The sequence below is a fragment of the Pseudomonas sp. GW821-FHT02C04 genome, from assembly GCF_059421845.1.
In genome coordinates this window covers 529,778-552,708 of record NZ_JBWKVT010000001.1, presented here as the reverse complement: position 1 = coordinate 552,708, position 22,931 = coordinate 529,778, and the positions used below count along the sequence as shown (strand labels likewise).

General features: G+C 62.0%; 23 protein-coding genes and 1 riboswitch. Of the genes, 10 read left to right on the top strand and 13 right to left on the bottom strand.

Going from position 1 to position 22,931, the window contains the following annotated elements; genetic code table 11:
- Positions 1–20: 20 nt before the first annotated feature.
- The 6 genes from AC07VV_RS02390 to AC07VV_RS02365 form a co-directional block, all read right to left on the bottom strand.
- Entirely contained in the window at positions 21–416 is a 396-nt protein-coding gene (locus AC07VV_RS02390; protein ID WP_495035117.1) for a hypothetical protein, read from the bottom strand.
- A gap of 81 nt (positions 417–497) precedes the next feature.
- Positions 498–2,531, bottom strand: a complete 2,034-nt coding sequence (locus AC07VV_RS02385) for an LTA synthase family protein (RefSeq protein WP_495035116.1) — start codon at positions 2,529–2,531, stop codon at positions 498–500.
- Positions 2,532–2,534: 3 nt separating this feature from the next.
- Positions 2,535–3,137, bottom strand: coding sequence for a hypothetical protein (locus AC07VV_RS02380; protein ID WP_495035115.1), 603 nt, complete (start codon positions 3,135–3,137; stop codon positions 2,535–2,537).
- On the bottom strand, positions 3,137–4,432 hold the full coding sequence (locus tag AC07VV_RS02375; RefSeq protein WP_495035114.1) for a sialidase family protein: 1,296 nt from the start codon (positions 4,430–4,432) through the stop codon (positions 3,137–3,139). The genes AC07VV_RS02380 and AC07VV_RS02375 overlap by 1 nt, the downstream gene beginning before the upstream one ends.
- 51 nt (positions 4,433–4,483) lie before the next feature.
- Positions 4,484–5,029, bottom strand: a complete 546-nt coding sequence (locus tag AC07VV_RS02370) for a cytochrome b/b6 domain-containing protein (protein WP_495035113.1) — start codon at positions 5,027–5,029, stop codon at positions 4,484–4,486.
- Positions 5,029–5,295 (bottom strand): PepSY domain-containing protein, encoded by a 267-nt coding sequence (locus AC07VV_RS02365; protein ID WP_495035112.1) that lies wholly within the window; start codon positions 5,293–5,295, stop codon positions 5,029–5,031. The genes AC07VV_RS02370 and AC07VV_RS02365 overlap by 1 nt, the downstream gene beginning before the upstream one ends.
- A 170-nt stretch (positions 5,296–5,465) precedes the next feature.
- On the opposite strand from AC07VV_RS02365, the gene AC07VV_RS02360 reads away from it, so the two are divergent.
- The 3 genes from AC07VV_RS02360 to mntP all read left to right on the top strand — a co-directional run bounded on the left by AC07VV_RS02360 (position 5,466) and on the right by mntP (position 8,288).
- The gene (locus AC07VV_RS02360; RefSeq protein WP_495035111.1) at positions 5,466–6,128 is read left to right on the top strand and encodes a response regulator; all 663 of its coding nucleotides are present in this window, start codon (positions 5,466–5,468) and stop codon (positions 6,126–6,128) included.
- Entirely contained in the window at positions 6,125–7,516 is a 1,392-nt protein-coding gene (locus AC07VV_RS02355; RefSeq protein ID WP_495035110.1) for an ATP-binding protein, read from the top strand. Before AC07VV_RS02360 ends, AC07VV_RS02355 begins: the two co-directional genes overlap by 4 nt.
- 29 nt (positions 7,517–7,545) lie before the next feature.
- A riboswitch (yybP-ykoY riboswitch) is annotated at positions 7,546–7,717 on the top strand.
- 7 nt (positions 7,718–7,724) lie between these two features.
- Entirely contained in the window at positions 7,725–8,288 is a 564-nt protein-coding gene (gene mntP, locus AC07VV_RS02350; protein WP_495035109.1) for a manganese efflux pump MntP, read from the top strand.
- Between the two features lie 15 nt (positions 8,289–8,303).
- Here the strand turns inward: mntP and AC07VV_RS02345 are convergent, their stop codons facing one another.
- From AC07VV_RS02345 to AC07VV_RS02335, 3 genes are read right to left on the bottom strand one after another with little or no spacing between them, the layout of a single operon-like run.
- On the bottom strand, positions 8,304–9,650 hold the full coding sequence (locus tag AC07VV_RS02345) for an MFS transporter (protein ID WP_495035108.1): 1,347 nt from the start codon (positions 9,648–9,650) through the stop codon (positions 8,304–8,306).
- A 48-nt stretch (positions 9,651–9,698) separates the two neighbouring features.
- Complete coding sequence (locus AC07VV_RS02340; protein ID WP_495035107.1) at positions 9,699–10,772, bottom strand: C45 family autoproteolytic acyltransferase/hydrolase; 1,074 nt, start codon at positions 10,770–10,772, stop codon at positions 9,699–9,701.
- A 40-nt stretch (positions 10,773–10,812) separates the two neighbouring features.
- Positions 10,813–12,540 carry an amidohydrolase gene (locus AC07VV_RS02335; RefSeq protein ID WP_495035106.1) on the bottom strand — a complete coding sequence of 576 codons (1,728 nt, stop codon included), beginning with the start codon at positions 12,538–12,540 and terminating at the stop codon, positions 10,813–10,815.
- 105 nt (positions 12,541–12,645) lie between these two features.
- Between AC07VV_RS02335 and AC07VV_RS02330 the strand changes: the two genes are divergently transcribed.
- Positions 12,646–13,551 (top strand): LysR family transcriptional regulator, encoded by a 906-nt coding sequence (locus tag AC07VV_RS02330; RefSeq protein ID WP_495035105.1) that lies wholly within the window; start codon positions 12,646–12,648, stop codon positions 13,549–13,551.
- 82 nt (positions 13,552–13,633) lie between these two features.
- Positions 13,634–14,608, top strand: a complete 975-nt coding sequence (locus AC07VV_RS02325) for a helix-turn-helix transcriptional regulator (protein WP_495035104.1) — start codon at positions 13,634–13,636, stop codon at positions 14,606–14,608.
- A 30-nt stretch (positions 14,609–14,638) separates the two neighbouring features.
- Here AC07VV_RS02325 and AC07VV_RS02320 read toward each other — a convergent pair whose 3' ends face one another.
- Positions 14,639–16,549: a tyrosine-protein phosphatase gene (locus tag AC07VV_RS02320; protein WP_495035103.1), complete on the bottom strand. Its 1,911-nt coding sequence runs from the start codon at positions 16,547–16,549 to the stop codon at positions 14,639–14,641.
- Between the two features lie 214 nt (positions 16,550–16,763).
- On the opposite strand from AC07VV_RS02320, the gene AC07VV_RS02315 reads away from it, so the two are divergent.
- Positions 16,764–17,033: a FecR/PupR family sigma factor regulator gene (locus tag AC07VV_RS02315; RefSeq protein ID WP_495035102.1), complete on the top strand. Its 270-nt coding sequence runs from the start codon at positions 16,764–16,766 to the stop codon at positions 17,031–17,033.
- Between the two features lie 38 nt (positions 17,034–17,071).
- Here the strand turns inward: AC07VV_RS02315 and AC07VV_RS02310 are convergent, their stop codons facing one another.
- The gene (locus AC07VV_RS02310; RefSeq protein ID WP_495035101.1) at positions 17,072–17,977 is read right to left on the bottom strand and encodes a LysR family transcriptional regulator; all 906 of its coding nucleotides are present in this window, start codon (positions 17,975–17,977) and stop codon (positions 17,072–17,074) included.
- Between the two features lie 112 nt (positions 17,978–18,089).
- Between AC07VV_RS02310 and AC07VV_RS02305 the strand changes: the two genes are divergently transcribed.
- From AC07VV_RS02305 to AC07VV_RS02290, 4 genes are all read left to right on the top strand, one after another.
- Complete coding sequence (locus AC07VV_RS02305; protein ID WP_495035100.1) at positions 18,090–18,926, top strand: SDR family oxidoreductase; 837 nt, start codon at positions 18,090–18,092, stop codon at positions 18,924–18,926.
- A gap of 70 nt (positions 18,927–18,996) precedes the next feature.
- Positions 18,997–19,503, top strand: a complete 507-nt coding sequence (locus tag AC07VV_RS02300; protein ID WP_495035099.1) for a PaaI family thioesterase — start codon at positions 18,997–18,999, stop codon at positions 19,501–19,503.
- A 17-nt stretch (positions 19,504–19,520) separates the two neighbouring features.
- Complete coding sequence (locus AC07VV_RS02295; RefSeq protein WP_495035098.1) at positions 19,521–19,883, top strand: hypothetical protein; 363 nt, start codon at positions 19,521–19,523, stop codon at positions 19,881–19,883.
- A gap of 105 nt (positions 19,884–19,988) precedes the next feature.
- Positions 19,989–20,651, top strand: a complete 663-nt coding sequence (locus AC07VV_RS02290) for a glutathione S-transferase family protein (protein WP_495035097.1) — start codon at positions 19,989–19,991, stop codon at positions 20,649–20,651.
- A 9-nt stretch (positions 20,652–20,660) separates the two neighbouring features.
- Here the strand turns inward: AC07VV_RS02290 and AC07VV_RS02285 are convergent, their stop codons facing one another.
- Positions 20,661–21,779 (bottom strand): agmatine deiminase family protein, encoded by a 1,119-nt coding sequence (locus tag AC07VV_RS02285; protein WP_495035096.1) that lies wholly within the window; start codon positions 21,777–21,779, stop codon positions 20,661–20,663.
- 47 nt (positions 21,780–21,826) lie between these two features.
- Positions 21,827–22,930: an extracellular solute-binding protein gene (locus AC07VV_RS02280; protein WP_495035095.1), complete on the bottom strand. Its 1,104-nt coding sequence runs from the start codon at positions 22,928–22,930 to the stop codon at positions 21,827–21,829.
- Position 22,931: the final 1 nt, after the last annotated feature.

The following is a 22,931-nucleotide window of genomic DNA, read 5'->3' as shown; positions in this document are numbered from 1 at the left end:
GGATGGGGGCGGTTCAGCGTTCATGGCATGGATGACTCGCGTACTTCTTCGATGACAAAGACCCGCGAGCAGAGCGGGCGGATCAGCGCCAGATCCAGAAAATCCCACACCACCCAGGCTCGCGTTCGCACCGAATAAACTCGCGGCGCGTCGGCGGGCGACAGCCGATAGGGTTGACTGGACACAACAGGCCTTTGCACGTGCAGGGTTTGCTTATCGACCGAACGGTAAATTCCCAGATCTGCCGACGACATTCCAACCAGCAACTCTCCCTCCTCCTCGGGCAGTTGCAGTTCTTGTGTTTCGCCCTTCGCCAGTCGAGTAATCAACTGGCCGTTGAAATACACCGACAGCGGAAGACGCGAGCCAAAGGCATTCTTGAAAAAGCCGTTACGGCGGGTGATAGAAATTTCCAAAAGGCGCCTGCCTGATTCATGTCCATTGAAATCCTGCTTGCGCTCAGATTAGTAGACGTTCAGGTACTTGCGCCGGTGCTGTCATCGCACGTTGCGATACAACATCAACCGTGCGCTTTCGTGCATTCCCCGCGTCAGCTCGACCAGTCGTTGAAACTCATCAGGATACGCGTCGGCGACATTCTCCAGCGGTGTCGCCGACTTCAGGTCATGCAACGTCGGCGCACTGCCGTCATGCTGCATTTGCAGCAAGTGATCCTTGGTAGCCCCGCCGATCAGCGGGAATGTACCTTCGCGCAACACCAACGGCACCACCCGCTCGCCTTCGGGTGCCGGTTGCTGCAAGTCGCGACCCATGGCGCGGTTCTCGAAAGCTACGCCGGCCATGCCTGCCACCGTCGGCAACAAATCGGCAAGCCCCACCGCCTCTTCAATCACCTTGGGTTTAAGCAGCCCCGGCGCATGAATCAGCATCGGCACATGGTTGCTTTCCAGCCCCAGTTGTTCGAACGCCGGCGGCATGTGCGGGATGCGGCTGATGCGGGTGTTGTGGTCGCCGAAGAACACGAAAATCGTGTTGTCGTAATAGCCGCCGGCCTTGGCCAGTTCCATCAGACGACCGATGTTGAAGTCCAGCAGCCGCACCGCGTTGTATTGCTCGACGCTGCGTGAGCCGGCGTTTTGCACCTGTTCCAGCGACAGGTTGCTGACCTCGAAGCCGTCGTTGTCCCTGGGAATAGTGAACGGACGGTGATTGCCCGAGGTTTGCACGTAGGCGAAGAAGGGTTTGTCCTTGGGCAGTGCGCGCAGGATTTGGTCGCCTTCCTTGAACAGGTCCAGATCGGAAATCCCCCAGACATCGACCCGTGGCGAACGCCAGTCGCGCTCCTCGTACAGGCGCACGCCGTCGATGCTTTGCTGGATCAGCGCGTTGATGTTGGCCCAACCGGCGTTGCCGCCAATCATGTAGAGCTTCTGGTAGTCGGTGAAGGCGTTGATCAGCGTGTGCTGATTGGTGATCAGCGGATGGCGGGTGGCGGTCTCCTGGCGGGTCACGTCGGGGACGCCGGTGATACTCGCCCACACGGTTTTCGCGGTGCCGGTGACCGGGACGTAGAAGTGTTTGAAGAACCAGCTCTCGTTCGCCAAGCGATCAAGGTTGGGCGTCGGGTTCAACGGGTTGCCGTACGCGCCCACCGCGCTGGTGCCCAGGGATTCGAGCATGACGAACATCACGTTCGGCGCTCGCTCGGCTGCGACGTTGTAGGGCTGCACGGATTGCCGGCGCTCGAACGCAAGGCTTTGCGCATCCGGCCGATCCACACCCAGATACCTGGAAATAACCGGGTAATGCGCCCGCACCTGCGCCTCGTCGAACTGCGCCTGCCCGGCCTTGAGCGTGTCGTAGAGGAACAGCACCGGATTCAGGCCCACGGCAGCAATCTGTCCGTTACCGGAAAAGAACGCATCGCTCCAGCGCAACGGCACCGGGTTTTCCAGGTTGAGCTTGTCGACCCGACCCAACAGCGCCAGCAGGACGACCACCACCCCGAGCCCCGTGCCCACGGCGACGGACCTGCGACGAATCACCCGAGGCTCACGGGCCAGCGTCAACCGTTCCAGCCGCACAAAACCGTAGAAACACAGCGCCAGAACGGCGAGCCAACCCAGCGCAATCCACAGCACAGGATAGGTTTCCCAGACCATCTGCTGCGAAATCTGGGCATCCTCCAGATAACGCAGCACCGTAGCGTTGATCCGCACGCCGAGGTAGGCGTAATGGCCGAAGTCGATGATGTACACCAGACCGATCAGCCCCAATGCCAGCAACAGATAAACCCGGGCCACGCCGCGCAATGCCGGCACAGTGGTCAGATTCCAGCGCGGCAGCCACGCCAGCACCGCCAGTGGCAACACCAGCAACAGCGCCAGCCTCAGGTCGAAACGAAAGCCGATGCCCAGGGTTTGCAGCCATTGCGGGTCGGCAAAGAACTGCGCGGCATCCACCCCGGAAAACCCGATCAAGAACACCAGCCGCAGCAAGGCAAACAGCAGAAACGCCAAACCTGTCGCGCCCACGCCATAGCGCAGGCGACGCGATTGCAACCACCCCATCGTTTACCTCTGTGTCGTTCGTTCGGATTGCAGGTGTTGCCACGCTGCTTTGGCGAGTAAAGCGAAACCGGCGATCAGGCAATAACCCGCCAGCAAAGGGTCGATCAGGTAATCCCAGTAGTTTTCCGAAGGCTTGAGGCGCAACGCGAATGCCAGAGTGGCCAGCGCCAGCATCGCCACGCCCAGCGTGTTACGCAGCCACAGCAGCGCCAGTGTCGCCAGCCCGACAACCACGATCATCGGCCGAGGATTGAAGCCCCAACGGTAAGGATCGACATAGGTCAGGCCCATCGTCGCCGGGTACAACAGCGCCGTCAGCACCACGAACAGTCCCAGAATCTGGCCCCGTGTCAGCGGTTTCAGTTGAGGAACCACACCGAGGCGCAGCAACGTGGCCCAGCCAAGCAACACCAGCGTGGTGATCGCCAGATCATCGGTAAAACTGCGCACATACGCCGCCAGCGGCAGGTCGCCCAGCGGAATGAAGCTGACCAGCGCCAGCGCCGGCAACAGCCACGGACGCCAGCGTTGGGTGAATTGAAAGGAACCCAGCAGAACAAAACCGAGCAGGATGAAACTCAAATGGGCTTGCCAGAGAAACAGCATCACAGGCGCTCCGCCAGCCAGGCATCGTTGAAGCTGACATGTTTGATGAAAGTGTTGTTCCAGGAATACACCAGGTGATACAGGCCATCGCCGCTACGGCTGAAGTACGGGTATTCGTACTCGAACTCACAGCCTTCGGGCTTGCACACGCGGTAGTCGAGGTTGCTCAGAAAACGCTGCTCCAACGGCAGGCGCTGAGCGCCGCTTGAAGCGCGAAAGCCTTCGCCGATGATTGCCTTGTAGGCTTCCGGGGCGAACGGTTGACCGAGGGGATCGGGGGACTGGTCGAGTTCGATCACGTTGCGCCAGTCATTGAGATTGGCATCGGTGCCGTACAGGCTGAGCTTGAAACGACCGTCGCGCAGGTCATTCAGCGCCACCAGCAAACCGTCATCAGCCGTGCCCACCGCCGCCAGCGACGAATTGGGATTGGCCGGTTCCAGCGGATACGGTTCGCTCCAGGTCTGCCCGGCGTCTTCGGTGCGGCTGGCCAGCACCTTGTGATGGGTTTCACCGGCGTAACGCAGCATCGCCACGGCGCGGCGTTCATCCTGCGGCACGATGGTCGGTTGCAGCGAATGCTTGCCACGGCTGATGCGGAATTTGTCGATCACGGCGCCGTCCGCACTCAGGTACAGGTATTCGGCAAACTTGCCCATGAACTCGTGATACACCGGCAGGCCGATCGAGCCGTCGGCATGGAACACCGGCGCCGCGCGCACCAAAGTGCTGATGTTGAAGAACGGCGAGGTGATCAACTGTCGCGGCGCCGTCCAGTTGCGCCCCAGGTCATCAGAGACCATCACGTTGATCGCACTAGTGGCCCAGCCGCCGACGGACACCGACACGTAGAACATCCACAAGCGCTGATCCGGCGCGAGGGCGATCACCGGATTACCGAGTTTGCGGATGTAACGCTGGGTGCCGGCGACGGTGGATTCGCGGGTGGCCAGCACCTGTTCGGCGCCCCACTCCGCTGTCCTGGCGTTGAAACGTGCGGTGCGGATCTGCACGTCGGCGGCGCCTTCACGGGAGCCGGCGAACCACACGGCCATCAGGTCGCCGCCGGGCAGCGCGGTGACCGAAGACGAGTGCACGAAATCATCCAGTTCCGAGGACACGAAACGGCTGCTGTACATCGGTTCCGCAGCGTTCGCCGAAGCCTGGGCGACAGGCGTTTCAACCGCAAACGGCGCCAGCACATGCTCCGGGTGACTGCGCCACGCCGCGATAAAAATCAGGCTCACGGCAAGCGCGGCGACAACGAATCTCAAGCAAAAGGACAAGGCACGCATAGGCAGCTCATGGCAGTTACGAGATGGCAATCCATCGAAAGAACATCCCTGTCACGGGCCCGGATCGTCCGGCAAACGACGCCGGCGCCCGGTGAGCATCGACAACGGCAGGTTGTCGCGCACCTGAACACTTTCAAACAGCGCGGCCGCGATGTGCACGATGACCAGCGCCAGCAAAGCGTCGGCGGCGGTTTCGTGGACTTGCAACGGCCAGTCGGCGCCCCACAGGGCATCGATTTCTTCCATGGCCCAGCCGCTGAGGCCAACGGTCAGCATCGCCAGCAGCATCAAGATCATCACCAGCGCGCCGATCGGCGAATGCCCGAGGCGATGTTCGGGCCGCCCGGCGATCAGCGACCGGGCATGGGCCGCCAGCCTCGACGGCGTCGGCCAGAAGTCCGACCAGCGCGCACTGCGCGGCCCGACGAATCCCCACACCAAACGCACCAGCAGCCAGCCCATGGCGTAATAGCCGAGCCAGACATGCCAGTCGTCACCGGCCTCATTGAAGAAGTAGTTGGCGGCAAAGACCCCGGCGATGGACAGGTGAAACACCCGCACCACCGGATCCCAGAGGCGCAGGGACTCGCGTGGCATCAGCCCTTGATCTCGGTTTTCACCGCTTTGCCGCTGACCGGGTCGTGGTAGATCTCGACCTTGCGCTTGTCCTTGTCGAAGCCGTAGATCTCGTAGCAGTTGCCGTCGGTGACCTTGAACTTGCTGATTTCATAACCCTGGGTTTTCAGCTGTTCCTGAAACGCCTTCTGGTCCTGCCACTGCGAACGTTCGGCCGTGGTGCATTGCGGGCCGGCGACGGCCAGGGGGCTGGCGACAATCAGGGACAACAGCACAAGTTTGCGCATGAAAGCACTCTCGCTGGATGGGAAAGGCCCCACTGTGCAAAACCAAGCTTAACGAAAGCTTAGTTGGCAACGAGTCGTAACATCTTCGCCGGCTCAGGGGCTGCCACGGCAGCAAGGCGAGCGGCATGATGCCGCCGAACACGCGCCCGATTTCCTACAGAGAAAATGCCATGCGCCTACTTCTGGTCGAAGATGACCGCGCCCTCGGCCAGGGCATCCGCGTCGCCCTGAGCAACGAGGGCTACACCCTCGACTGGCTGCAGGACGGCGTCAGTGCGTTGCATGCATTGCGCAGCGAAAGCTTCGATCTGTTGCTGCTTGACCTCGGACTGCCAAGGCTCGACGGTCTGGCGCTGCTGCAACAATTGCGTGCCACCCAGCACGATTTGCCGGTGCTGATCCTCACCGCCCGCGATGGCACCGCCGAACGCATCGCCGGGCTGGATGCCGGCGCTGACGATTATCTGGTCAAGCCATTCGATGTCGACGAGCTCAAGGCGCGCATCCGCGCTTTGTTGCGGCGCAGTCAGGGCCGTGCGCAACCGGTGCTGGAACACGCAGGCGTCTGCCTCGACCCGATCAGTCAGCAAGTCACCTGGCGCGGCAGCACGGTGGTGGTCACGCCGATGGAATATCAGTTGTTGCATCAACTGATGGCGCGTCCCGGCAAGGTCGTCACCCGCGAGCGCCTGTCGCTTACGCTGTACGGCTGGCAGGAACGGGTCGAAAGCAACACCCTGGAAGTGCTGATCCACAATCTGCGCAAGAAACTCTCCGCCGAACTGATCCGCACGGTGCGCGGCGTGGGTTACGTCGTGGAGCTCAAACCATGAACTCGATACGCGCGCGGATTCTGCTGCCGGTGCTGATGATCGTGCTGCTCGGCGATGTGCTGATCAGTTGGGCAGTGTTGCGCTACAGCCACCATGAAATCGAAGAAATCTACGACGCCCAGCTGGCGCAAGGTGCGCGCCTGCTGCAAGGCGTGCTGGCCCAGCGTGCACCCGGCGACAACGATTGGGAGCGTCTGCATCAGGCCTTCGACGAGGCGATGAGCCGGGTCGGCGATGGCGAAGCGGCGCATCCCTACGAGACACGGCTGACGTTTCAGGTCTGGCGCAACGACGGCCAGTTGCTGATGCGTTCAGCCGAGGCCCCGATTCTGGATGCGCCGCCCGCCACCCTCGGCGCCCATGACCTGATGGAAAACGGCCGCGACTGGTGCGCCTTCCTGCTCCAGGATCCGCGACAAGGCCTGTTGATCTGGGTCGGCGAACGCGACGACATCCGCCAGGATCTGATCACCCGCATCGTCGGCCATACCTTGTGGCCGAGCCTGATCGGCGTGCCGCTGCTGACCATCTTGATCTGGCTGACCATCGGCTGGGGTTTGCAGCCGCTGCGGGCCATGGCCCGGTCGATTCGTGGCCGCAACACAGACACCTTGAAACCTCTGCACCTGAGTCCCCTGCCCCAGGATTTGGAGCCGATGCAGACCGCGCTCAACCGCTTGCTGCAACAGATCGATAACCTGCTGGCCCGTGAACGGCGCTTTATCGCTGACGCGGCCCACGAGCTGCGCACGCCGCTGGCGATCCTGCGGATTCACGCGCAGAACGCGCAGTTGGCCAACACCCCGCAACAGCGCGAAGAAGCGCTGGAATTTCTGGTCAGCGCCGTGGACCGCGCCACGCGCATCGCCAGCCAGTTGCTGACCATGGCGCGCATCGAACCGCGTCTGGCGTCCCCGCAAAACTCCCGCGTCGAACTGACCGCGCTGGTGCGCGAGGAGCTGGCCGAGCTGACGCCGCTGGCATTGGAAAAAGACGTCGAGCTGATCCTCGACAGCGACCACCACTGCCCGGTCGACACCGATCCGGTGGCGTTGGCCATCGCTCTGCAAAATCTGGTAACCAATGCGCTGAACTTCGCGCCCCCCGGCAGCGAAGTGCGGATTCAGGTGCAACCACAGGCTTGCGGTTCGGTGTCGATCAGCGTCGAAGATGCCGGCCCCGGCATCGATGAGCAGCAATATGCGCGTTTGTTCGAACGCTTCTACAGCGAGGGTCACGCCAATGGCGCGGGGCTGGGACTGGCCATCGTGCAGATGATCGTAAGCAAGATCGGCAGCACTTTGCAGCTGTACAACCGACCTCAGGGCGGGCTGTGCGCCGAGCTGCGGATCCCTCCCGGATCAGCAAAACCTGCGCAGGGCGTTTAACGAAATTTTCATGTTTGCCTGCCTATGATCCGGGCCTTCGTTGGGGAGTAACCTGCTTCCGAGCCCCTCGGAAGCGTTCGTATCAACATATTCGGCAACATGCCGTGGTGCGAACACCTTCTGGTTGGTGAGACCGACGACACATCCATGCCGAAAGTCGGGCGTGTGGTTGTGTCGTTGACTCATGGCCCGACTGGAAGTATTGCCCGTGAATCCTGTTTCCCTGATCTTCCTCGCACTCGCCATGTCCACGGATGCCTTCGCGGCCGCCATCGGCAAGGGCTCCAGCCTGCACAAACCTCGCCTCACCGAAGCCCTGCGTACCGGTCTGATTTTCGGTGTCATCGAAGCGATCACCCCGATCATCGGCTGGCTCATCGGCCAGGCCGCCACCCGCTGGGTGGAAGACTGGGACCACTGGATCGCCTTCACCCTGCTGATCGCGCTCGGTCTGCATATGATCTACAACGGCCTCAAGCATGAGGAAGCCGAAGAAGAAAAACCGGGGCAGCACTCATTCTTCATTCTCGCGGTCACTGCCTTCGCCACCAGCATCGACGCACTGGCGGTCGGCGTCGGCCTGGCGTTTGTCGATGTGAACATCTGGGTAGCCGCCGCTGCCATTGGCCTGGCGACCATGACCATGGTCACTATTGGCGTGATGCTGGGTCGGGTGCTGGGCACCGTGGTCGGCAAGCGTGCGGAAATCGTCGGCGGTGTGGTGCTGATGATCGTCGGCGCGACAATTCTCTACGAACACCTTACGGCCTGATCCCGAATGCCGGTGTCAGGGCGTCTGCAAACGCCCCGGCACCGGTGCAGAGGTCGGCGCACCGCTGGATGGCGCATCGATTTCATCCAGGCTCAAGTGCGCGGTCTCCTTGAGGAAGAACGAGCAGACCGCCACGATCCCCAGTGCCACCGCTCCGTAAACTGCTACGCCAAACGCATCGTGGTTGTTGGCGATCAGAATGGCCGTGGCCACACTCGATGCCGTCCCGCCTCCCAGCGCGGCACCGATCTGGTACGCCGCCGACATCCCTGAATAACGCATGTCCCGTGGGAACTGCTCGGCCAGAAACGCCGGGATCGGCCCTTGCGTTGCGCCCATGAAGGCACCGATCACGATGTAGGCGAGCGTGGAGATCAACAGGCTTTTCAAACCCACCAACGGGAAGAACATGAAGAACCCGACCGCCATGATGAATGCCCCCAGGATCATCACCTTGCGCCGGCCGATTCGGTCGGACAGCAAGGCAAACAGCGGCGCGGTGATGACGATGGCAACCGACAGCGCGATGTCGAAAATCAGTGCGTCGGTGCTGCCATAGCCCAGTTGTGTGGCGTAGGACAGGAAGAACGTGCTGCCGATGTAGGCGATGGTCACGTAGCCAAACGCGATGCCGGTGCACAGCAACATGGCCCGAGGTCGCGCACGCAACGCTTCAATCAACGGCATGCGCCCGTGGACGTTCGGCTCATTGAGCGACTGCGCCGGTTTCTGCAACCGCGCATAGAGCCCGACCAGCACCAGCACGCCGCCCAGCCAGAACGGAATGCGCCAGGCAAAACCGGCAAGGTCATCGTTCGCCACCACGCTGACCACGGCGAACACCGCCGAGCCGAGAATCCCGCCAATGCCGATGCCCATGCTGGTGAAACTGCCCCACAGCCCTCGACGCCCCACGGGTGCCGACTCGATGCCGAACAACGCGGCACCGCCCCACTCGCCCCCGGCGGCAAAACCCTGCACCAGTCGCAACAGCACCAGTAACGCCGGCGCACCCGCGCCGATTGTTGCGTATCCCGGCAAACAGCCGATCAGAAAGGTGCTGAGCCCCATCAACGACAAGGTGATGACCAGCATTTTCTGGCGGCCGAGCTTGTCGCCGTAATGCCCGAACACCATGCCGCCCAACGGTCGGGCGAAGAACCCCGCGCCGAACGCGCCAAAGGCAACGAGGGTTGCGGTGAGCGGGTCCATCTGCGGGAAAAACACCTTGGGGAAGACCAGCGCGGCGGCGGTGCCGTAGATCACGAAGTCATAGAACTCCAGGGCGGTGCCCATGCCGGAGACGAAGAAGGTTCTCAGTGCCGACGGTGAACCCGTCGTGCGTTCAGGGTGACTGGCCATGTGGGGTGCTCCTCTTGTTGTTGTTTTTCGGGGCGTTGCTTCAGGGTTTCAGAAACGCTGGTAACCGTTGCGGGCCAGCTGTTTCGGGTTGCCGGCGGCGAATTCGAGCACGCATTGTTCAGTGTCGATGCCGATGGTCAGCAAGGTTTCCCAGCGCTCGGTGGCCGGCATGCTCAAGTCGGGGTGGAAGCAGATCGGTGCTTCCTCGCCGGCCGCGCCGCACATGGCATCGGCCCGAAGTATCAGGTCGCCCTCGGTCATGCCGCTCAGCAAGGCGTTCACATGGTCGATGCGGGCGTAGGTGGTCGAGGCGTCCGGCGTGCGTTCGCCAGCGCTCAGGCTCGGATCGAGGAAATGGTTGGTGTGGGTGATCCAGCCTTCGGCGTTCGGCAACACCACGGCTGTGGCGGCTGGCGACAGCTCGATGCTGGCGGCACGAAGGGTCGAGTCGGCGCGGGAGAACACCGTCAACACCGTGGACGCGCTGACCCGTGCCGAGCGCGCCAGTTCGATGGCTTCATCGACGCTGCGCGCCTGCTCCAGAATCCGTCGCGCAATCGCATGCACCGGTACACCGGCGGCGCCGTTGTCGCTGGCATGGTGAAGAATGTTGAAGTGCAGCCCGAGCCCGGCGCTGTTCACGCCGATCTTGCCGAGCATGCCGAATTCGGTGAACAGCTTGACGGTCATCCCGGTGTCGGTGGTGAGTTGCAGGATCAGGCCGTTGGGTACCAGCGTGTCGTGCCAGTCCCAGGTCTGGATGGTTTTCGGTGTTTGCGGGCCATGGGGGGCGAACACTGCGGTCGAGCATTCGCCCTCGGTGGACGGCATCACCGCGAGGATTTCGGTGCGGGCGTTCAAGGCCGCGAGTTGCCACAGCGGCAAGTCGGCGCCTTCGGCCATGGCGACGATTTCCTCGGCCAGCGCCGGGCTCCAGTCTTCCAGGGCTTGCAGGCTGGCGTCGCCGATAGCGCGTACTTGCTGTGGCGGGATGTCGAGTTGATTGAAAAAGTCGAGATACAGCGCAACGGTCTGGCGAATCTGCGCGCTGAAGGCGTCACCGATCTGGTGCCCACGGGTTTGCGGGTTATGGGTGTCTGTGACGAAGCAATGAAGGTTCACGAAAGGGTTTCCTTTTTTAGCGTTGTAATCGGAGTACGGCTTACGGCTGGCGGCGATAGATTTCGCGGCCGGCGAAGAAAGTGTTGAGTACCTGGGTGTCGCGCAGGGCTTCGGGGGCGACCGTGAACACATCGCGGTCGAGCACGATCAGGTCGGCCTGCTTGCCGGGTTTGAGCGAGCCGATGCTGTCTTCAAGGCGCAGAACCTTGGCCGCATTCAGGGTGTAGGCCTGGAACATGACCTGGCGGTCGATGTCTTCGGCGGCGTTGAGTACGCCTTTCGGGCCCTTGCGGCTGACGGCCTGGTAAATGGCTTTCCACGGTTCGGGCGTGGTGATCGGCCAGTCGCTGGCACCGGCAATGGTGGCGCCCTGCTTGAGCAGCGAGCGCGCCGGATAGGTGTACATGAAGGCCATGGCGCTGACGTAGGGCTTGACCAGATCCATGCTCGATTCATCGGCGCTGGCCCAGTACATCTGCATCGACGCGATGACGTTCAGCGCCTTGAACCGGGCGAATTCTTTCGGGTTGACCATCTGCAAATGGGTGATCGAATGAGCGATGCCACTCTGGCGATCCTTGCGCGCCTGCTCGATGCCATTGAGTGATTCGCGCACCGCACGGTCGCCGATGGCGTGGATGTGCACCAGCCAGCCACGGGCGTCGGCGGCACTGACCAGTTCGCCAAAGTGCGCCGGGTCGATCAGCAGCTCGCCGGATTTTTTCGAGTTCTTGTAAGGCTCAAGCATCGCTGCACTTTGCGCGGGCGATTCGGCCACGCCGTCGGCGAACACCTTGATGCCTGGCAGCGTCAGGTTGTGCACGCCGAGGGACTGCTGGCGCACCTTGTCCAGCTCATCGAGGTCAGCGGGGGTGGCTTTCGAATCGGCCATCAGCAACGCGGCGACATGGGCGGTGAGTTCGCCGTTTTCCGAGAGTTTCCGGTAGGTCGGCAGCACGCCCAGCGAGTCGTTTTTCACGTCTGCCCCGGGCAGTTCATTGGCCAGCGGATCCATCCACCCGGTGATGCCCAGGCTTTTGTAGTACTCCAGCGCGGCGCGACCGCCCGCCAGCAACGCTTCATCGGTCGGCGGCGGCAACAGGGCCTGCACCGGATAGAGCCCGGCATCCACCATAAAGCCGTTTGGTTGCCCGTTTGGGTGATGACCGAGGGTGTCTTTCTCTTCGGGTTTGAGGGCCTGAATGCGCGCCGCATCGATGCCGGCACGTTTGAGCATCGCCCGATTCGCCCAGCCGGTGTGCAGGTCCCAGCCCAGCAGCAACAACGGCTGATCGGCCCACTCGCCCTGATTGAAACGCTGCTCCAGCGCGTCAGTCTGGTTCCAGTAAGTCGAAGGCAATCCACCTACGCTGAGGAACTCGCCGCGCCGAGCCTTGCCGTCCTCACGCCATTGGCGCAAGCGCGATTCCAGTTCATCGAGCGGCACCATCTGCCCATCGAGATTGGCTTGAAGCATCTGCAAGCCGCCCTTGATCGTGTGGGAATGGGAGTCGATGAAGCCGGGCATCACCACTTTGCCACCCAGATCGATCAGTCGGGTGTCGGCGGTCTTGAGGCGCAGCACCTGCGCATCCGAACCGACCGCCACGACCTTGTCGCCCTCGATGGCGACGGCCTGCTGCAACGACTGGCCGGGTTCAGCGGTGTAGATCTTCGCGTTGTGCAGGATCAGGTCGGTGGCCGCCAGACTTTCCAGCGAGGCACAAGCCAGTGCGGACGACACCATCAGGGTCAGAAGCTGCTTCATGAGCGTTCTCGTTATTTTTGTTAGGCTGAGGCCAGATTAGCCAAGCCCGCCGGATAACTGAATGCCGTCTCACGCACAACTTCTGTGCCCGCCAGGAATAGATCAATGGACAAAATGAGCGCCCTGACCATGTTCGTCGCCACTGCCGAGCACGGTAATTTCAGCCGTGCCGCCGAGGTGCTTGGCAACACGCCGTCGGCCCTGACCAAGGCTGTGGCGCAACTGGAAGAGGAACTCGGCAGCCGCCTGTTCGACCGCACGACCCGGCGCATGGCGCTGACCGAGGCCGGGCGGATCTATCTGGAAGGCGCGCGTCAGGCGCTGTTGCAACTGCAACTGGCCAGCGAAGGCGTCGAACAGCTCAAGCATGAATTGCGCGGCGAATTGCGCATCATCGCGCCGCCCTCCTTCGCCCCGGCCTTTCTCAATCAGGTGTGCTGCCGCTTTCTGAACGAGCACCCGCAGGTGAATCTGGAAGTGGATCTGAGCGACAACTACGACGACCCGGTCGATGGCAGCTATGACCTGGCGCTGCGTGACGGGCCGATCGACCTGCCGGGAGTGATCGCCCAGCCACTGGTGGAAAACCGCGTACAGCTCTGCGCCAGCCCGGCCTATCTGGCGCGCAAGGGCAGCGATGTGTCACTGGACAACTATCACCAGCACGACTGGCTGATCTTTCGGCATCCGTTGCTCAACCGGCATTTCTGGTGGGTCAAACAGGGCGAGCGACGCCTGCGCATGACCCAGCCGACGCCGCGCATCGCCAGCGACAATTACGATTTCCTGCTGGCCTGCCTGCTCGACGGCCAGGGCCTGCAATTTCTCCCGCAGTGGAGCGCCGCGCCGTATCTCGCCCAAGGCGAACTGGTGGAATTGATGCCCGAATACTGGCGTGAGCCCAGCGCTTTCGGACCGTGGATCTACGTGCTGTATCAGGCCCATCGGCGGAATACACGCAAGGTGAAGGTGTTTATCGACTTCCTGAAGGCGCACTGGCAAACGCCGTAATCCGTTTGTGTCATGTCGCTGTCATTCACGGTTGCTAACGTCCTCGCGCCTCTTTGCCCCGACTGCCAAGGTGACCCTCCCGGTGTACTCAAGCCCGACGCGCCAGACCATCATCCTCAGATCCGCCGATATGTCCTGCGACGACTTCGGCGCGTTGTTTTCCCGCATGTTCGGCAATCGTTATGGCGACACACCGCCACCGCCCAAGGACATCATCATCGGCGGCGTGTACGGCCGGCACGACGGGGTCAGTTTCCGGCGCATGCATTACCGGGGCGATTTCACCGTGGCGTTCCCCGAACCCTACGATGAAATCACCTTCATGATTCCCACCGCCGGCCGGATCATCTTCAACGATTCGACCGAGTCGCTGGGCCTGCCGCACATCGGGCTGGCCATCGACAAAGCGGATCTACATTCGATGCGCTTCGTCGACAATCACGCCCAGCACGGCATGTCGATCAGCCGCGCAGCGCTCACCGAACGGCTGTCGTCGCTGCTGGGACGACCGATCGTACACAAGCTGCATTTCGAGCCGAGGGTGGATCTGAACAGCCCGGCGTTTCAGGGCATTCGCGCGCTGATCGATCTGGCCACCGGCACCGAGTTCGATCTGTTGTTGAACGCCGGTTCCTTGATGCCGTCGCGCCTGCGGGAAATGCTGGTAGACGCGGTGCTGGAAGCCTGGCCGCACAACTTCAGCGAAGCCTTGCGCCGCCCCGAGGCATCGATTGCACCTCGACATGTGAAGCAGGCCATCGAATACATTCAGGCGCATCCCGAGCAACTGGTCAGCGGGACGGATCTGGCAGGGCTGGTGAACGTCAGCCTGCGGGCCTTGCAGGAAGGCTTCCGGCGGTTCGTCGGGACTTCGATTGTCGCGTATCAGCGCCAGGTCAGGCTGGAGCGGGCCTGCGAAGCGCTGAAGCACGGCCAATCGTCTTCGGTGACCGATGTGGCCCTGCAATACGGATTCAGCAACGTCGGACGGTTCTGCCAGTATTTTCAGGATGCCTACGGCGTGAGCCCCGCAGAAATGCGAAAAGGACTGCGCTGAGGCAGTCCTTTTTCTTCACCTTCAGGTTGATCAGAACTGATAACTGGCCTTGAGCCCGCCGCTGAAGCCGTGGCTGTCGCCCCCGCCGCTGGCACCGACTTCGGCGCCCAGGCTCAGCGCGCCGAGGTTGGCCATCAGGTTGACGCCGCCGCTGAACTGATCGCGGTTGTCGAACGCCGCGCGTTGTTCGATATCCAGCCCCAGCAGGTGCCCTTCGCTGTCGACCTGATGATCGCCGAGCACACGCTCATAACCGACCCGCACGCCCGGCACCAGTTGCCACGCGCCCACCGGCATCGGGGCGAACGAAACGTCGAGATTGGCCACCGCACTGCGGCGGGTTTGCTGGATGTCGTCGACGTCGAGGGCCAGTTCGCTGCCCTTCTCCTGGAAGCCCGACAGGTCCAGACGACTGACGCGCACGCCAAGGCTTGGCTCCAGAATCACGCTGTTCATCGGCATCCGATAACCCAGCGCCAGCGTGGCGCCGCTGAGGTTGCCGTGGGTATCGCCCTTCGCCGAACCGAGGCCACCGCCGAGGTCGCGTTTGCTGTCGTAGTCGACGTAACCGGCGCTGATGTTGGCATCGACAAACAGGCCACGTTCAAGGCTGGCGAAGCCATAACGCGCGCCAAGGTCGAAGAAGGTGAAATCGGTATCGGCTTCGCCGCCCGCCCCGCCGACTGTGCCTTTGCTGTAACCGATGCCGCCGCGCGCGCTGAGTTGCTCGGAGAAGCGTTGGGTAATGCCGACCATCAGCCCCTGACTGTGTTCGTTGCTGCTTTGCGCATGGGACGAACCGTCGGTGCCCAGGTAGCCGGCGAGCGCGGTACTCCACAACCGGTACTGGCCGACCTTGAGGTCAGTGCCGTTGGCGAATGGCGCGGCGGCTTGCTCGATCATTGCGTTCTGACGCAGCAGATAACTCGCCGCATCGGCGTGCACCTGACCGCCCACGGTGGATTCGACGCCGCCAAGGGTGCCGGCGTCGATGGCCGATTGCAGGTAGTAGTTGTAGGCGCTGTAGGTGCCCGACAGTTTGCTGTTCTGCAACTCCTGCAACAGTTGCGCGCCAGCCGCGGCGTTGCCGATCAGCCCTGCCTGACCGGGCAGACTGTTGTACTCGACCATTTTGCCGCGCAGCACGTAAATGGTTTCCTGAGACAGACCCAACCCCTGTTTGAGGTAGTTGTCCATGCTGCCGTATTGCGCGGTCACCTGATCCAGGCCGGCTTGCAGGTAACTCGCCTCCACGCCCAGCAGCGGCGCGTAGATCGCGGCCATGCTCGGCGGCATCATCGCCAGGGTTTTCGCCACGCGGGCGGCGGTGTAATCGTTGGTCGCCAGGTAGTTGCTCATGATCGTGGCGTTGTCGACCCCGGCGATGCTTTGCAGCACAGCGGCCGTCCAGCCGGTGCGGTCCTTGCCGGCGGTGCAATGGAACAGCGCGGCACCGTCGACGCCGGCCAGTTCGTTGAACAACACATTGAGCTGACCGCGCATGCCCGCGTCGCTGACAAACGCGCGGTTAGTCTCCTGCATCATCGCAATCGCATCGGCCGCGCTCTTGAACGAGACCGTGGTGATGTTCGCACCCGACGTGGTGGCGCCGATGATGTCGATGTTCTGGTAGGTCGCGCCGCTGATCATCGTGTCCGGCGTGCCAGCGATTTCGCTGGGCGTACGCAAGTCATAAACGGCCTTGATCCCCAGACCGTTGAGGGTCGCCAGATCCGACGCGCTCGGCGTCAATGCGTTGGAGCGGTAGAACACACCGGCGCGCATCGTGCCGTCATGGGTCGTTGAGTAGGCCGTGGTGATACCGGCGACATCACGAAAGTTGTCGATGCCCTTCAGGCGCGGGGTATCAAGGTCGGCCGCGTGGGCGGCGGCGATGGACAGACTCAACACGGACAGCGAACACAGAAGACGTGGAAACACGATGCAGCCTCATTGGAAACCGGTTGGGCTGCCCACTATCTACAACGCAATGTGACTGAATATGGCAAATCTTCGAAAAGCGTAAATGGCGGCGCGATCTGTCCGGCGGGCGCGCGTTCTGTCCGCGACACGGACTAAATCCTCACCGTGCTTTGACGTTTTTTTTGCAAGACGCCACGTAAATTGCTCGCTTCGGCCATCCTGGGAACCGTCAATGAACGACGCAGACGAAGAAATCCTGACGCAAGCGGCGCACTGGTGCCTGCGTTTGCAAGACGATACCTGCACGCCTGACGAGCGCCTGGAATTCCAGCACTGGATTCAGACCGACCCGCGCCACGCCTTCGAATACGCGAAGATGCTCGAGGTCTGGGAGCTCAGCGACCAATTGCCGGACGAGCGCGACAAGTCGAAAAAGCGCAAAGCCACAACCCTGCCCTGCAGCTTCGAAGAGTTTCAACGCAACCTGGCGCAACGTAGCTGATGCGCGCGATACGCCGGGGTTGTTGATCTGACGCAAAGCTACGACACACCCTGGCTCGCCCAGTCCCGCACGGCCTGAGCGAACAACCGCAGCGCGGTGGGCGGATGACGGTTGGCCGGGTAATACAGACATAGCCCGGAATAATTCGGGCTCCATTGCTCCAGCAAACGGACCAACCGTCCGGCCTGCAGAGCCTCCGCCACCAGTGACTGCGGCACCCAGGCGATTCCCGCACCGGCCAGCGCGGCCTCGACCATCAAGTTGAGGTTGTCCATCGTCAACTGACCTTCCACATCCAGGCTGACGCTTTGTTCGCCCTGTTTGAATTCCCAGCGAAACAGCCCACCACCGGTGAAGCGAAAGCGAATGCAGCGATGGACCTTGAGATCCTGCGGCACCTGTGGCGCCGGATGCTGTTGAAGGTAGTCCGGCGAAGCCACGGCAGCGAAACACACGTCCGGCCCGAAGCGAATGGCGATCATGTCGCGTGGCACGTCATCGATCAGCCGGATGCCGGCATCAAAACCGTCGCCGACAATGTCTTGCAGCGCACCGTCGGCAACGAACTCGATGTGGATGTTCGGATAGCGGGCAATGAACTCAGGAACCACGTGGCGAATCAGCGGCCGGATCGACGACTCCGACGCGCTGATGCGGATCGACCCTGAAGGGCTGATCCGGGCGGATGTGACCTCGTTGACCACGTTCGTCAGATCATTCATCAATGGCCGCACTCCGTTAAGCAACTGCTCCCCCGCCTCGGTCAGCGACACCGAGCGCGTCGTGCGGTTGAACAAGCGCATTTCCAGGCGCGCCTCCAGGTTGCGCATCGAATGGCTGAGCGCCGACGAAGACACTCCCAATACCCGCGCTGCACCACTGAAACTGCGCTGCTCGGCAATGGCGATGAAGGCGGTAAGGCCCGGCAGATCTGCGCGCAACATTGATGAAAATCCCTCACTAAGGTATGCAGCCAACCCTATATTGTTGAGCAATCAGCAGCAATATAGAGTCGTTCACCTCGTCGGGAATCCGGCTCTCACGTGAGATGAACCCATGAACAATTCAGCGAAAGTGATCGTGGTGATCGGTGCGGGTGCCATCGGCCAGGCGATTGCCCGGCGCGTCAGTGCCGGCAAGCATGTAGTGCTGGCCGATCTCAAGCAGGAAAACGCCGACGCAGCAGCAAAGGTCTTGCTCGATGCAGGTTTCGACGTGACCACCACCGTGGTGGACGTCGCCTCTCGCGCCTCGGTGCAAGCGCTGGTCCAGACCGCTACCGCCCTCGGTGACATCAGCGGGGTGATTCATGCGGCTGGGGTCTCGCCCTCGCAAGCGTCAGCCGCAACCATTTTGCGCGTCGACCTGTACGGCACGGCCGTCGTACTGGAGGAATTCGGCCAGGTCATCGCTGCCGGCGGTTCGGCCATCGTGATTGCCTCGCAATCCGGTCACCGCTTGCCGGCACTGAGCGCAAAACAGAACAAGGCGCTGGCCACGACACCGACCGAGGAACTGCTGGCGTTGCCGATGCTGTCGGCCGAGCGCATCAGCGACCCGTTGCACGCCTATCAAGTCTCCAAACGCGGCAACTCGCTGCGGGTCATGGCAGAGGCCGTGCGTTGGGGTAAACGGGGTGCACGGGTCAATACGATCAGCCCGGGCATCATCTTCACGCCACTGGCCCGGGATGAGTTGAGCGGCCCGCGCGGTGAAGGCTACCGGCGCATGATCGAACGCAGCGCCGCCGGGCGTGGCGGCACACCGGATGAAGTAGCGGCCGTGGGCGCATTGCTCATGGGACCCGAGGGCACGTTCATCACCGGCAGCGACTTCCTCATGGATGGTGGTGTCACGGCGGCTTACTGGTATGGGGATCTGGCGCCGGACTAAATCACGCTTCATCCTTTATTCGGGGTTAGAATCCGCCCGGTTCGGCTAACAGTTTAAGGATGACCCCGGCATGTCCACCCTCGACACCTCCCTGCAAGACACCGCCGCCCCCGACGGCGTCTGCTTCGGCTGCGGCAGCAGCAACCCGCAAGGCTTGCACATCAAGAGTTTCTGGCACGAGGACGGCGTGCACGTCATGGCCGAGCACATCCCCGAAGCCAAATACTGCGGCTGGCCGGAGTTGGTCTACGGCGGCCTGATTGCGATGCTGGTGGACTGCCATTCCAACTGGACGGCGATGGCTTACCACTACCGCGCCGATGGGCGTGAAGCCGAAAGCCTGCCGCGCATCAACTGCGTCACCGGCAACCTCGGCATCAAGTTCATCAAGCCGACGCCGATGGGCGTACCACTGACGCTCAAGGCTTGGGTCGACGGTGAAGTCGGCCGCAAGACCCGGGTGATCTGCGAGGTCTACGCCGGGGAGGTGCTGACGGCGGTGGGTGATTCGGTGTTTGTTCGGGTGGATACCGAACAACTGGCGGCGGCCGCTCATGGGCGCAATGAAGACCAATGAGTAGCCGAGCAATAAACATGGCGCTGATTGTCGTCATCAGCCTGATGGTGGTTGGCGGCCTGAATTGGCTGATGAACGAATCCTGGCTGATCGCCACGCAAGCAAGCGGCGAAGATGCTTTCTCGTATCTGATAATCGAGATTTTGCAGGCGGTGGCCATCCACTCGGTGGCAGTGGCATTCATCCCGCTGCTGTTGGCGTTCCTTAGACAGACTCTCGCCGGTTATGTCGTGCTGATACTGATGCTGTCGCTCTACATGCTGCTCATTACCGGCCTCAATGCGGTCGGCCCGGCCGTGGCCGGACTCATGATCGCAGCGGTGGCTTACGCGGTGTTCACAAAATCGGTCAACCTGATCCGGTACTTCCGCGCGAAGTGACCCGATTCAGCGTTCGGGGCTGCTGGCGGAAATCAAATGCATGGCCGTGCGCAGGCGCGCTATACCTGTGTAGTGTTTTTCACCACCAACGCGAGGCGTTGAACCATGGACTTGACCCTCTATTACCACCCGTTGTCGTCCTACTGCCACAAGGTGCTGATCGCCCTTTACGAACACGGCACCGCGTTCGACAAGCGCGTCATCGACCTGTCCAGCGAAGCCGAACGAGCCGAGCTGCGGGCCCTGTGGCCGCTGGTCAAATTCCCGGTGCTGCATGATCGTGCCCGCCAGCGCAAAGTGCCGGAGTCGAGCGTGATCATCGAGTATCTGGATCACTACCATGCCGGCGCTGGCCGTCTGATCCCCGACGATTGGGACACCGCCCTGCAAGTTCGCCTCTGGGACCGGTTTTTCGACAACTACGTGATGACGCCGATGTCGCAGATCGTCGCCGACCGGATTCACGACCGACACGGCGACCTGACCAGCCAGCGCACCCTGCTGAACACCGCGTACGGCATGCTCGAACGTCAGTTGGCGACCCGTCAGTGGATTGCCAGCCCGGACTTCAGCATGGCCGATTGCTCCGCGAGCCCGGCCCTGTTTTACGCCAGCACGCTGGTGCCGTTCCCCGGCGACCATGGCCACTTGAACGCCTACTTCGAACGGCTGGTGCAGCGCCCCGCTTTCAAACAGGTGCTCGAAGAAGCCAAACCGTGGTTTGACTTCTATCCCTTTGCCGAGGCGATTCCCCCACGGTTTCGCTGAACGCGACCCTTAAGCAGGCTGGTGACTGGTCACGCAGTGAATCCCGCCACCACCGGCCGCGATGGCGTCGATGTTGATCTGCACCACGTCGCGGTTCGGGTAGAGCTGTTTGAGCAGGTCGAAGGCCTTTTTGTCGGCGTCCTTGTCGCCGAACTCCGGGGCGATGACCGCGCCGTTGATGACGAAGTAGTTGATGTAACCGGCCGCGAAGTCGTCGTTGTTCTTGTTGAATTTGGTCTTGCGTGGTTTCAGCGGTGGCGACACGGTGTGGATCTGCAACGGGCGACCGTCGGCGTCGGTGGCCTTTTTCAGGATTTCCAGGTGCGCCAGCGTGACCTTGTTGTCGTAGGACTTCGGGTCGGTGTCGAGGTTGGCGATGACCACGCCAGGCTTGACGAAGCGCGCGTAGAAATCGACGTGGGCGTCGGTGATGTCCTTGTCCTTGATGCCCGGCAGCCAGATGATTTTGCGCAGGCCCAGGCGTGCCTTCAGTTCCGCCTCGACGTCAGCCTTGCTCCAGCCGGGGTTGCGGTTTTCGTTGACCCAGCAGCTTTCGGTCATGATTCCGGTGCCGTGGCCGTCGACTTCGATGCCGCCGCCCTCGCCCACCAGTTCGCTGCGGATGTAGGTCGCTTGCGCGTCTTGCGCCACCCGTTTGGCGATTTTCGCGTCTTTCGAATGTTGTTGCTTATTGCCCCAGCCGCTGAAGTTGAAGTCCACCGCGCCGAGGCCGCTTTTGTCATCGATGACGAAGTTGGCGCTGATGTCACGCATCCAGATGTCGTCGAGGTTGGCGATCTGGTAGGTGATGTTGGAGGTGCCGCAAATCTCTTCGGCCAGGCTGCGTTCGCCGCTGCGGCAGTAGATGGTCAGCGGTTCATAGCGGGCGATGGCGCGGGCGATCCGGCCCAGCGCTTCCTGAACGTCTTCGGTGAAGTCTTCCCAGATCGCGTCCTGCGCGCCGAAGGCCATGTAGGCGCGTTCGTGTTTGTCGCCCTCGTCGGGCATGAACCAGCGACCTTCGCCGGCCGCCAGCACCCGCGCCGGTGACAGGCCGAGGCCCATGACGGCAGCGCCTACGCCGGCGGCGACTGAAACCTGTTTGATGAACTCGCGACGAGTTGGCATGTGTAACTTCCTGATGTGTAAGGGGCCGCCGGGGCGGCCCGGAAAAATCACTTTGCAGTGGCGGTCTTGAACTTGGTCCAGGTGCGCATGCGGGCGCGCATGTCGGCCTGGGGAATATCCTTGCCCGGTATCAGACGAGCATAGGTCGCTTCGTCGAGGTAGATGTCCGGGTTGTTGCGCATGGCCTCATCCACGTTTGGCCGGGCCTTGGCGTTGGAGGTCGGGTAACCGGTGAAATTGCTGATTGCGGCCATGTTCTCCGGGCGCATCACGAAGTTGATGAAGGCATAGGCGTATTCCGGGTGTTTGGCATCGACCGGAATGGCCATGGTGTCCATCCACACCGTGGTGCCCTCGCGGGGAACGCGGTACTGGAAGCGGGTCTGTTTGCCGGCACTGTCCGAGGTGCGCTGGGCCTGGGTCATGTCACCGCTGTAGCCGAGGGACAGGCACAGGTTGCCGTTGACCAGATCGGTCACCGGTTGCGACTGGAACTTGCGGATGTACGGCCGCAGCTTCATCAGCAAGTCACTGGCCGCCGCCAGGTCCGCAGGCTTGGCGCTGCGCGGGTCGCGGCCCAGGTAATTGAGCACCACGGCCAGCACTTCGTCCGGCGAGTCGATCATCGAGATCCCGCAATCGGCAAACTTGGCGGCCAGTTCCGGTTTGAACAGCATGTCGAGGCTGTTGACCGGGGCGTCGGCCATGCGCTGCTTGATCTGCTCGGCGTTGTAGGTCAGGCCGATGGTGCCCCAGGTGTAGGGCACCGTGGCCTTGTTCGAATGCTCGTAATGGCTGCGCAGTTTTTGCAGGCCCGGCTCGATGTCGTTCATCGCCGTGACCTTCGAAGGATCCAGCGGCAACAGGCTGCCGGCGCGCATCAGCCGTTCGGCCACGGTGTCGCCGGGGAAGATCAGATCGTAGCCGCTGCCACCGGAGAGCATCTTGGCCTCCAGGGTTTCGCTGCCGTCCATCACGTCGTAGATCACTTTGATCCCGGTTTCGGCGGTGAACCTGGTCAGCGTGTCTTCGGCGAAATAATCCGCCCAGTTGTACAGCCGCAGGGTCTTGTCTTCGGCGTGCACGGCCGGCATCAAACCGGCCAGCGCCAGGCCCAGAGCGCCCAGCAACCACTTGTGTGAGGTGTGCATA